The sequence below is a fragment of the Singulisphaera chitinilytica genome, from assembly GCF_049331405.1.
Lineage (GTDB): Bacteria > Planctomycetota > Planctomycetia > Isosphaerales > Isosphaeraceae > PoT.
This window is the reverse complement of the sequence record NZ_CP186274.1, coordinates 7,650,353-7,661,908: the sequence shown is the minus strand read 5'-3', so window position 1 is coordinate 7,661,908 and position 11,556 is coordinate 7,650,353. Positions and strand designations below refer to the sequence as shown.

At 60.9% G+C, this 11,556-nt stretch carries 10 protein-coding genes; 6 read left to right on the top strand and 4 right to left on the bottom strand.

Features of this window, described 5'->3' with window-relative positions:
- Positions 1-152: 152 nt before the first annotated feature.
- Together rpmF and rpmB are read left to right on the top strand one after the other, a co-directional pair.
- On the top strand, positions 153-299 hold the full coding sequence (gene rpmF, locus ACOYYX_RS29915; RefSeq protein ID WP_422926362.1) for a 50S ribosomal protein L32: 147 nt from the start codon (positions 153-155) through the stop codon (positions 297-299).
- A 45-nt stretch (positions 300-344) separates the two neighbouring features.
- A complete protein-coding gene (rpmB, locus tag ACOYYX_RS29910) occupies positions 345-665 on the top strand; it encodes a 50S ribosomal protein L28 (protein WP_422926361.1) in 321 nt (106 codons plus the stop codon).
- Positions 666-881: 216 nt separating this feature from the next.
- Here the strand turns inward: rpmB and acs are convergent, their stop codons facing one another.
- From acs to ACOYYX_RS29890, 4 genes are all read right to left on the bottom strand, one after another.
- On the bottom strand, positions 882-2,843 hold the full coding sequence (gene acs, locus ACOYYX_RS29905; protein ID WP_422926360.1) for an acetate--CoA ligase: 1,962 nt from the start codon (positions 2,841-2,843) through the stop codon (positions 882-884).
- A gap of 344 nt (positions 2,844-3,187) precedes the next feature.
- On the bottom strand, positions 3,188-4,651 hold the full coding sequence (hemG, locus tag ACOYYX_RS29900) for a protoporphyrinogen oxidase (protein ID WP_422926359.1): 1,464 nt from the start codon (positions 4,649-4,651) through the stop codon (positions 3,188-3,190).
- 383 nt (positions 4,652-5,034) lie between these two features.
- Entirely contained in the window at positions 5,035-6,078 is a 1,044-nt protein-coding gene (locus ACOYYX_RS29895; protein WP_422926358.1) for a DUF1559 domain-containing protein, read from the bottom strand.
- Between the two features lie 602 nt (positions 6,079-6,680).
- Positions 6,681-7,571, bottom strand: coding sequence for a M48 family metalloprotease (locus ACOYYX_RS29890; RefSeq protein ID WP_422926357.1), 891 nt, complete (start codon positions 7,569-7,571; stop codon positions 6,681-6,683).
- Between the two features lie 314 nt (positions 7,572-7,885).
- Here ACOYYX_RS29890 and larC point away from each other — a divergent pair, with 314 nt between their 5' ends.
- The 4 genes from larC to ACOYYX_RS29870 all read left to right on the top strand — a co-directional run bounded on the left by larC (position 7,886) and on the right by ACOYYX_RS29870 (position 11,552).
- Complete coding sequence (gene larC / locus ACOYYX_RS29885; RefSeq protein WP_422931678.1) at positions 7,886-9,031, top strand: nickel pincer cofactor biosynthesis protein LarC; 1,146 nt, start codon at positions 7,886-7,888, stop codon at positions 9,029-9,031.
- Positions 9,032-9,332: 301 nt separating this feature from the next.
- Positions 9,333-9,875 carry a hypothetical protein gene (locus ACOYYX_RS29880; protein ID WP_422926356.1) on the top strand — a complete coding sequence of 181 codons (543 nt, stop codon included), beginning with the start codon at positions 9,333-9,335 and terminating at the stop codon, positions 9,873-9,875.
- A 1-nt stretch (position 9,876) separates the two neighbouring features.
- Entirely contained in the window at positions 9,877-10,353 is a 477-nt protein-coding gene (locus tag ACOYYX_RS29875) for a hypothetical protein (RefSeq protein ID WP_422926355.1), read from the top strand.
- Positions 10,350-11,552, top strand: a complete 1,203-nt coding sequence (locus ACOYYX_RS29870) for a glycosyltransferase (RefSeq protein WP_422926354.1) — start codon at positions 10,350-10,352, stop codon at positions 11,550-11,552. The genes ACOYYX_RS29875 and ACOYYX_RS29870 overlap by 4 nt, the downstream gene beginning before the upstream one ends.
- Positions 11,553-11,556 lie beyond the last annotated feature (4 nt).

Here is an 11,556-nt window from a genome sequence, read left to right as displayed (position 1 = left end):
AAAATCGGCATGTTCGCTCAGGGCCGATCTTGAAATTAGAGGGAGGATCCGGATAATGGTTTTCTTTCTCAGTGACTGCGTGACAGATTAGATTTCAGGCTGTGCCCGCCGTGGCCGTACCGAAAAGACGGAAGTCGTTGTCTTGTTAAGGTATGCATAGGAGCCACGACATTTCGGTTGCTCCCGCTCTGAATGTCTGCCCTCACTGCAAGCTGGCGACGCCACCGCACAAGGTTTGCGACCTGGCCGAGGATTGCGGCAAGATCCAGGGCAGAACGCCGCATAACCCGCCGGCCTAGCAGGCAATCTAATTTCACGCCGAAATTTGTGGGAGCGAGTTGGTCATGGGACGCGAGTGCGAAGTTAGCGGCAAGAAGACATCGTTCGGCAACCACGTCACGACGCGTGGTAAGGCGAAGTACCTCGGCGGCGTTGGTAAGAAGACCACCGGCGTTAGCCGCCGCACCTGGCAGCCGAATCTTCAGCGCATCCACGTCTGGCTGCCGAACGGCACGACCCGCTACGTGCGAGTCGCCACCTCGGTCATCCGCACGGGCATCCTGACCCTCGAGGTCGACGGTAAGCTCCAGACCTTCCCGTTGATCAAGGCCTCCAAGGGCAGCGCCAAGGCTCGCGCCGAGTTGAAGAACCTCTACCCCATCTGATTCAACCAGGTCGAGCCGATGGCTCGCCGGTGGGTGGGTTGATCGAAGTTGCCGCCTGATGGACGTCTTCCTCGCTTGAGGCGATAGACAACCACCAGGCGGTTTCTGTTTTCGAATTGGGATATTGGCGCACCAAGTTCAATAGAAAAGCCGTCGCGAGATCATGGGTCATGATCTCGCGACGGCTTGTTTTGCACAGGAAGTGCGTGGCTACACTCAGACTTCGTCGTCTTCGCGGAGCTTGGCGACGACGCTCAAGTCTTCGAGGGTCGAGGTATCGCCGCTGCTCTCTCGGCCGGCGGCGATGTCTCGCAGAAGACGCCGCATGATCTTGCCGCTCCGAGTCTTGGGGAGCGAATCCGTGAAGCGGATGTCATCCGGACGGGCGAGGGCCCCGATCTCCTTCACGACGTGGTTGCGGAGTTCCGACTTGAGAGCATCGGTCGGTGCCTGACCCGTTTCGAGCGTGATAAACGCGGCGATCGCCTGACCACGCAAATCGTCGGGGCGTCCGACGACAGCCGCCTCGGCGACCTTGGGATGGCTCACGAGCGCGCTCTCGACTTCCATAGTGGAGAGCCGGTGGCCCGCCACATTGAGGACATCATCGACGCGGCCGAGGATCCAGTAGTTGCCGTGATCGTCGCGACGGGCTCCATCGCCGGTGAAGTAGCAGCCGGGGATCTCGCCCCAGTACTGAGTCGCGTACCGCTCGTCGTCATTGTACAGAGTTCGGAGCATCGCCGGCCAGGGCTGCTTGATGACGAGAAAGCCCCCCTGGTTATCGCCGACGGGGGCTCCATCTTTGGTCACGATCTCGGGCACAATGCCGGGCAGGGGTCGGGTGGCCGAGCCAGGGATCGTGGGCGTCGCGCCGGGCATCGGGGCGATCATGATCGAGCCCGTCTCGGTCTGCCACCAGGTGTCGACGATCGGACAGCGCTCGCCGCCGATTACGCGGTGGTACCACATCCAGGCCTCGGGGTTGATCGGCTCCCCGACGCTCCCGAGCAGCCGAAGGCTGGATAGGTCGTACTTCTTCGGGAACTCCTCGCCCCACTTCATGAAGGCGCGGATCGCGGTGGGGGCGGTGTAGAGGATCGTAACCTTGTAATCCTCGATGATCTTCCAGAATCGCCCTTCATCCGGCCAGTTCGGGGCCCCCTCGTACATCACGCAAGTCGCGCCGTTGGCGAGCGGACCATAGACGAGGTAGGAGTGCCCCGTCACCCAGCCGATGTCGGCCGTGCAGAAGTAGGTGTCGTCCTCGTGGAGGTCGAAGACCCACTTCGTCGTCAGCGACGCGCCGAGCAGGTAGCCGCCCGTCGTGTGTAGGATGCCCTTCGGCTTCCCGGTCGACCCGGACGTGTAGAGGATGTAGAGGGGGTGCTCACTATCAAGCGGCTCCGGCTTGCAGACGGTCGAGGCCTTGGCGGCAAGGTCGTGCCACCAGTGGTCGCGTCCCGAGGTCATCGGGATGTCATGCCCCGTGCGCTGGTAGACCACGACGCTCTCGAGTGTCGGGCAGAGGGCCGCCGCGCCGTCGGCGTTGTCCTTCAGGGGGACAACCTTGCCGCGTCGATATCCGCCGTCAGCCGTGACGAGCACCTTCGCCTTGCAGTCCTGGATGCGGCCCGCGAGGGCCTCGGCGCTGAAGCCACCGAAGATCACCGTATGCGGGGCCCCGATCCTGGCGCAAGCGAGCAGGGCGATGGCCAACTCGGGGACCATCGGCATGTAGACCGCGACGACGTCCCCCTTCTGAACGCCAAGGTTCTTGAGGACATTCGCGAACTGGGAGACCTCGCGTTGAAGGTCCTGGTAGCGGAGTACCCTGCGTTCGCCGGGCTCACCCTCCCAGATGATCGCCGCCTTGTTCTTGTTCGGCCCTTCGCAATGGCGATCGACGCAGTTGTCCGAGACGTTGATCGTCGCGTCGACGAACCACTTGGCGAACGGGGGTTGCCAGTCGAGGACCTTGGTCCAGGGTTTCGACCACCGGAGCGTCTGGGCCATCTCACCCCAGAATCCTTCGGGGTCATCCTTGGCTCGATTCCAAAGTTCCTCGTACTGGGCGAGTGAGGAAATGTGAGACTTGCGGGAGAACTCTGGCGGGGGAGGAAAAACCCGGTTTTCCGTGAGCATACTGACGATCGATCCGCCGTGTTCCGCCGTCATGGAAAGGAGCCTCCACGTTCGTCTCTCTGGCCGTCATCGAAAGGCGTCCTCCCATGACCACGAGGGAGTGCCTTGCGCTCGCGTACTTACCCATCTTCAAGCGCGGTTAGGCCTTGGATATTACAGGCAGGAAAGAAGGCGTGGCAAGTCGCAAGTCATCCTTCGGGGGTGACTTGTCCACGTCGCAACCTCGACAAATGGCTTCAGTTATACAATCGATGGTTTTGGACCGAGGTCGTTTGGGGATTGGCCCGGGCATGAAATGGCGATGAACTCGCCATTCGAGAGTCCTCGCGACAGATGGCGTCGCATCGACTCGGCGACGAAGCAGGGAGCAGTGACTCTCAGGCGGCGGCCGTGTTGGCGGAAGCCAGGAGAGCCGCCAGCGCGGAGTCGGCCGCGATGCGTGCCCCGCGAATGCAGTCGGGAATGCCGACGCCATCGAAGGCGTTGCCGGCCAGGGCCAAGCAGGAATGCTTCGCGAGTTGTTCGCGGATCGCCGACACGCGGTCGGTGTGCCCAAGCGTGTATTGAGGCATCGCGCGAGAGTGTCGGCCGACTTCGACCAGCAGAGGTTCCCCCTTGACGCCGAGGAGTTCCCCGAGTTCCGTCCGGGCGATGGCGACGAGTTCGTCGTCCTCCCGATCGAAGAGTTCCGGCTGCGTCGCCCCGCCGAGGAAGACCCGCATCAGGACACTCCCCTCGGGGGCCCTGGAGGGGAATTTCACGCTGAGGAAGGAAATCGCAAGGATGTTGCGACCTTCGACCGCAGGCACCACCGCGCCGAAGCCATCCATCGGGTGCGAAACCTGGTCGCGACGGAATGCGAAATTCACGATTGCCGAAGACGCGTAGGGGATCGATCGCAGTTGGAGCGCCAGGGCAGGATCATAGCCGTCGATCAGCCTGGCCGAGGCATGGGCTTCCGTGGTCAGGATCACGACGTGGGCCATGATCGGGTCGCCGTCGAGCAGCTCGACCCTCCACGGCGAGATCGGGTCCGTCCGGCTAATCCGCCGCACGGGAGAATTTGTGCGGACCGTACCTCTGGGGAGCGCCGCTACGAGTTCTCTCGGAAGCGTCTCCATTCCTTCATCCAGCGAGACGAAGAGACCATAGCGAGCCCCCGACGAATTCTTCTCGGCCGAGCGGGCTTCGCGACTTTGCCGGAACGCAGCTCGAATGAGGCTACCGTGCTCCTGCTCCATTCTGAGGAACTGGGGTAGGGTCGCCTTGAGGCTCAGCTCGTTGGGATCGGCGGTGTAAATTCCCCCGACCAGCGGCTGGATCAGGCGGTCGAGGGCCTCGCGGCCGAATCGGCGCTTCACGAACGTGGCGAGGCTTTCATCGCCGTCGTCTCCCTTCCTCGGAATCACGAGGTCGAAGAGCATCCGCATCTTGCCGCGCCACGAGAGGATCGGCGACGTCAACAATGGGCCCAAACGGTGGGGCGCCATGAGCACGAAGCCTTCCGGCACGGGGCACAGCTTCCCCTGCCTTACTACGAAAGAGCGGCGATGTCGAGAGTCGGTCCCGATCAGACGATCGGACAGCCCCAGTTCTCGGCAGAGGTCGACCCCCCAGGGTTTATTCGTGATGAACGAGTCGGCCCCGCCTTCCAGAGTGAATCCGCCCTCGCGCCGGGTCCAGATCGCGCCGCCGACACGGTCCTTGGCCTCCAGGACGATGATTTCGAAGGGAGGATAGGAGCCGCCCATATGCTGGGAAAGCCTGTGCGCAGCGGTCAGGCCGGAGAGCCCTCCCCCCACGACGACAATACGCTTCGGCTTGACGGAGTGATCCTCCAACGACTCGCTCCTCATCAACGCATTCGACCCACTCGCCGCGACACAGGATCGACCGAACCCTCGGTTTAAAAGACGTCACGACCCGTGAATCATTGATGCTGACGAAACGAAGGGGCTAACGCCAGAGATTGGATGCAAGCAATCCCGGGACCCCTGTCTGCCTAATCCCATCTTGAATCATAGCGTAATCAAGAAGGGGAGGAAATCAATGGAAGGGAGGGTAGGCGGCGAGGTCGAGCGGAGGGATTGAGGCCCCTCTCTCTGCGAAGGGAGGGTTGGGCCGACTGACGGAAAATCGACAAATCAAAATTTAATATTATCTCTTATATGCAAACCAGGTCACAATAGGACGCGATCGGGCGAGGGTCATAACATGGCTGCGATTAGAATGAATCACTGCTAATGACCTCGGCGCCGGCCCTTGTGCTCAATGACCAGTAGAGTTTCTGAGAGATTTCCTGCTTGATGAAGCGAACCGAACCATCTCCGAATCCGAAATTCGCCCCATTCGGATGCTGGCTTCGGAATCCGAATTGGCCCATGGTCCGATTCTGCGGGTCGTTCTTCCAGGTGACCGGATTGTTCCAGGAGTAATCGGGGACACGGAGGTTCTGATTGATAGTGGGAACGGAGGTTGCCAGGCCTTGGGGCCGAGTCACACCGGTCATACCCGAGTTATAATAGAGGGCGCTATTCCACTGGTTGAAGATCCGGTCGGGGTCGTTGCGAAAGCGAGAGAACTCGCCGATCAAGATCGTTTGACTCAACCCGTCCGTGAACGCAACCTGGGGAAACGAGAAGTTGTAGCCGAAGGCCCCGTCCGGCTTGAGTTCAACCTGGCCGACGCAGATGAAGCCATCGCGGTAGGTCGCGGGGCAGCCGCACCACCAGCGGAAAATATCGACAGTCCCCACCATTCCCGCGTAGGAACCCTGGGTGTAAGCGTTGTACGACTCGCCGCTCGGATTTTGTAGCTTGCTCGAGTACGGGAGCTGGTTGAAGTCGGAAGGACAAATGTAAGCCGAGATTCGGGTCGAGAAGGCGGTATTATTAATAGCCCCGGCGTTGTACGAACCCTGCATCCCGACGGCGGCGAAGCTGAAATTTATGGCGTTGTAGGTCGGGCCCTGCTCGAGCTCCGGCAGCAGCATCGTGAAGAGACTATGCCCGCGCCGTGCCTGGGTACAGTCGAGCGGGGTCTCCTGATAAGTTATGGCGCCAGGAGGGAATGAACGATTCGTCGACTCATAGTTCTGAAGCCCGATGTTGATCTGTTTGAGGTTGTTAACACAGTGGACGCGCCTGGCCGCCTCACGAGCCGCTTGCACTGCGGGGAGCAATAGAGCAATCAGTGCACCAATCACGGTAATGACAACGAGTAATTCAATCAACGTGAAGCCGCACCGTCGCAGGCTCGCGTTGCGCATGGGAGAACTCCAAGAAAGACTCGTTCGGTATGACATGGGATCGAGTGGATGCTAAACGGGCTCGATGCAAGCAAAACTTGACATGGAGACAACAAACGGTGGGATCGGGACCGTTGCAGAAAACGGAACCCGAGCAAAAGAGGTTATCGATGAAACTCCGCGTATTGAGCGGAAGGAGGCTAAACGCCGGCGCCAGGTTTTACCGGAGCGAGATGACTCGCATTGGATCTTACGTGGGCATATTTAATGACTGACAGGATTAAGATGGCGGGATTATCTTACTAAGGCCAATGGCTCGCTTATTTCAAACTCGGGAGGGTATGAATATCCAATTTATACCGATGCCCGGGTGGATGAAATGTATTCTACGCGTCAACCTTTTTACTTTATAAGATCTTTTCCGCATTTCGTGCCAAATTCAACACCATCTTAAAAAATCTTCGACAACTGTTGACTAGGATGGACACCTCACAGGCCCCAAGAAAGCTTGGTTTTGCAAGCGGCACTGGATCGGAGATCCCCCGAACGTTCTTACACAAGTCGAGATCGGCCATCACACCCATGAAACGACCGATGTAGGCGCTACTTTTCGGTAGCCACGATTACCTCGAGCCAGCTTGACCTTGCTCGATCGGCCGGCCGAATTCGAGATTTCCCGGAATTCCGTTGGGATAGGTCCTGTCGAGTATCGCCTTGATTTCCTCGAGGCGAGTCTCGGGTAAGGGGTGGGTCGCCAGGATTTCCGGCTGGTGGCTTCCTTTGGCGGCCTCCTTGAGGATTTTCATCACCTCAAGCATCGCAGACGGGTTGAATCCAGCCTGGGCCATGTACCTCAGACCATAGCGGTCGGCCTCAGATTCGTCCTCGCGACTGAACCTCAGTTGGGTCACCTGGTTGACCATCGCGGCGACAATCTGGGCGTTGCGACCGCCGTCATCCCTATCACTAGCCCCGACCCCGACGGCCATCGTGAGCAGTTGCCCAAGTCGACCCTTGGCCATCTGCTGGGCGGAGTGGCGGTTGACGACGTGTCCAATCTCGTGGCCAAGTACCCCCGCGAGTTGGGCCTCGTTCGTGAGCTTATTAAGCAGGCCGAGCGTAATGAAAACCTGGCCGCCCGGGAGCGCGAAGGCATTAATTGTCTCCGGATCTCGCAGCAGGATGAAGTGGTAATTCCCGACGTAAGGGCTGCGGCTAGCATCGCTCGCGTCGATGAGGCGGGCCCCCGTGGCGGCGACGAGCCTGGCCCTCGGGTCATCGCGATCGACGGCCCCGCCCATCTGCCGGGCCATGTCGGGAGCCGCCTGGAGGCCAAGAGACTTCTCCTGATCGACGCTCATCGCCACGTGCTGACGCTTCCCAGTCACGGGATTCACCTGAGACTGGAATAAGTAGGTGATGATCCCGAAGGCGGCCAGGATCAATGCACCGATGATCCGAAGGTTGAGCCCTCGACCTCTGCCGGGGCTTCCGTCATCGTAGGCATACGACATGCAAGGCTCCAATTCCGTCACGCGGACCATGTGATTCGGATTCAACCAGAATCGAAGACATTCGAAACCATCGCCAACCTGGGCGTTGACCGAGGGCCGTCAAACATATCATGAACGGGCTCTGCATCGGAGACGCCACCGCAGCGGCGGCCTGACGCAAGGCCTATTCCGGACTTGCGATGTAGCCGGTCGAGGTTACAATCGACCGGCTACCAAGTGACCGTCTGCAAAACGAATACCAGCGGCCTCGGGCGACGAAAGGGACACTTGTGCGGATCGGATATTTCGACTGCTTCAGCGGAATCTCCGGCGATATGACCCTCGGAGCCCTGGTTGATGCCGGTGTTGAGCCTGGTCTCATCCTATCCGCGATCGCGAGCCTCGGCTTGCCTTGTGAGTTGACCTTCGAGACCGTGCGGCGGGCCGGCTTCCGCGCCACGCACGCCAAGGTTCTCGCGCCTGAAGAGCAATCTCACCGTTACTTGCGTCAGATCGAGGCCCTCATCGAAAAGAGCACGCTTACCCCTCGCCAGCGTGACCTCTCCTTGAAGATCTTCCATCGACTGGGCGAGGCCGAGGCCGCGGTCCACGGCATCGACCTCAACCGGATCCACTTCCATGAAGTCGGGGCGGTGGACTCGATCGTCGATATCGTTGGCGCCGCGGTCGGGCTCGAGTCTCTCGGAGTCGAGCGGTTTGAGTCAAGTCCGGTCCCCACGGGCGTCGGGTCGGTCAAGGCCGCGCATGGCCTGATGCCTTTGCCCGCCCCGGGGACGGCCGAATTGCTCAAGGGAATCCCGCTGGCCGAGTCGAGCGTTCGTATGGAGTTGACCACACCGACGGGGGCCGCGATCCTCGGGACGGTCTGCGAACGGTTCGGGCCGCTCCCGGCGATGACCATCGAGTCGATCGGCCTCGGCGCGGGGACGAAGGACCTGCCGACCCAGGCGAACATCCTCCGCCTGTTCGTAGGCACGATCGAACTGCCTTCGGGCGCCGACCGCGTATGGGTCCTGGAGACGAATCTCGACGACCTGCCCGGTGAAGTCGTCGGCTACACCACCGAGCAACTCATGGCGGCGGGGGCCCTCGACGCCTTCGTCACGGCGATCCAGATGAAGAAGAACCGGCCGGGCGTGATGCTTAGCGTCATCTGCGAAGAGCCTCGGATCCTCGATCTGGAGGCCATCATGTTTCGCGAGACGACCACGCTGGGCATCCGCCGATACCCGGTGAGCCGGCACAAGCTCCGACGCAAGGCGGTCCAGGTCGAAACCAAGTATGGCGTTATCAGGGGCAAACTTGGCTGGATCGACGGCCGTCCACCCGCGTTCAGTCCCGAGCACGACGACTGCGCCAGGGCTGCGGCCACGCACCAGGTCGCCCTTCGCGAGGTCAGCGAAGCCGCCTACGAGGCTTACAAGCTCTCGGCCACGCCGCCGGATGTGACCACGGGCTAAGATTCGGATCTTCTTGTGGGTCTCGAACATTTTGTGCGATCCATGATCGCGTAATCGTCCGATTACAATGAACAAAGGTCGTGCACGAACGCTGGAAGTGGAGAATGCCGGCTGAATTCGTCTCTCCTTTCGAGAACGACGAACTCACCGCAAGATTCCCCTTTCCAACGATCACAGGCCGACCGTGCAGAGACCTCGGGCGGAGGATCCATCGGACCAGGCCACTTCACACGTCCGTGGGCCAGGTCAGGGAACCCCGATCAGTCCAGAGCCTTGAGGTGTCCAGGGAGGGATTCGCACCATGTCGCAGGCACAGTCCGTCCTGATTGGCCTGGTGATGGCCAACGGCGGCCTCCTCATCGTGATCCTCTTCGCACTCCGGCGACTTCGACGCCGGGTCAAGGCGCTCGCCCCGAGCAGTGTGTTGAAGCGAATCGAGGAATTCGATGCGCGCCAGAAGACGATCGAGGAGTTGCTGAGACGCATTCTCGAGCTCCCGTCCGGCGAGAAAGACCAGAATCCGGATTCCCTGGGGTCTTCTCCATCTCAACCTCGAAAGGGCAGAGCCGATGGCTCGTCGATCCGGATGGATCGGCCGCATTCGTTCGAGCCGATGACGAGCCCGACCTTGATCGCGATCCCCAACCTCTCGGCGGGGGAGCCTCAGCCCACGAACGACGCGGCCGAGGAACTCTCGGACCGTTTCGGGGGGATCTGGATCCTGGCTGATTCGGGGCATACGGCGGACGAGATCGCTCGAGCGACGGAATTGCCGATCGGTCAAGTGGAACTGATCCTGGCGCTCAGGCGCCGGGTCATCTCGCAGGGCGGGGTACGCGACTGAGATGGTTCAACTCGACGACGCCTCCAGGAAATGCCTGGAGAAGACCCGGCAGGCGGTGCTCAACGTCCTGATCGGCATCGCGGCGGGGATCGCCGTGAGCGGCCCGATCTTGCGCTGGCGAGACCAGGTCGCCGCCTGGAGGACGAGCTCGCATAACAGGCAACTGATGCTAGGGGCACTCCTCGTCCTGATCGTGTCGAGCTTCTTCGTACGTCGGTTCGGGGGAGCCCGGTCCGCTTTGCGCGACCCTTTCCACAGATCAAAGCGTTTTTATTGGTCCCATGTCGGCTCGGCTTTGGTAGCATCACTGACCATCCCTCTCGGCCTCGTTTTCGGCTGGACCGTTCGACCGACCGTCGACTCGGTCCTACCTTTCTGGATGGCGGCCCTGGCCCTCGGTTGCCTGGCCATTCCCAGGTCTCACGAACTCGACGATTTCGAATCCCCCATGCCCGTTGCGGATGAGCCCAAATTATGACGAGTACCGAGTTGACGATCCTCTGGGTCTATGGGGTCATCGTCGCCATCTGGCCGATTCGGCAGCTTGTCCTCTGGTATGCGTTCCAAAGAATCGACGTCCTGACGACCCTGTCGCCGCGGTTTACCGGGACACGTCCGCCCATCGTGACCGTCATGATCCCGGCCAGGAATGAGGAGGCGGCGATCGCCGATTGCCTAGCCTCGGTCTGCGCCCAAACCTACAGCAACCTCGAAATCATCGTCATCGACGACCGCAGCACCGACCGGACGGCCGAGATCGCCAACGAGTTCGCCGCGAAGGACTCTCGGGTCCGCCTGCTGTCGATCACCGACCTGCCGCCGGGATGGACGGGGAAGACCCATGCCCTCCAGACCGCGGCGGATCAGGCCAATGGCGAATGGTACTGGTTCCTCGACTGCGACACGCACCATAGCCCCGAGAACCTCGACATCGTGATGGAATACACGCGCCTGAAACGGGCGGAGATGTCGAGCCTCATCCTCGAGCTGCGCTGCGAGACCTTCTGGGAAGAGCTCATCCAGCCGCTCGCCGGGATCGTCCTGATGCAGTCGTTCCCGCTCTTCCGGGTCAACAACGACAAGGATCGGCTCGCCTTCGCGAACGGGCAGTACATCCTCGTCTCGCGCGAGGCGTATCGAGCCGCCGGCGGCCACCGATCTGTCCGCGACCGCTTCGTCGAGGACATCTACTTCGCCAAGCAGATGAAGTCGGTCCGCAGGCCGATCCGCGTCGCCGTCGCCCGAGGGATCGGATCGACGCGAATGTATTCATCGCTTGACGGGATCGTCCGGGGCTGGAGCCGGATCCTCTACGATGCCCTTGGACGCAGCCCCATCCGCCTGATCGGGCGTCTCCTCGACCCGATCGTCTTCAGCCAGACTGGGCACCTGGCCCTCCTCGCCACGCTGATTCTGCTGCTGTTCGGAAAGCATGACCGATTCGTGCTGATCCTCGGCGGCCTGGCCGTGGTACACCACATCCTCAACTACTTTGTACTGCAGCAGGTTTATCGGATGTCGGTGCCCAACTCGAAGGCGATGAAGTGGTATCCGGTGGCCAACGTCGTCATCGAATGGATCCTCGTCCGAGCGATCCGTATGTGCCTGACCGGGCAGGTCGACTGGCGCGGGACGAGCTATGGCACTCCCCGAACAACCCAAGGCAAGGCTAAGTAACGTG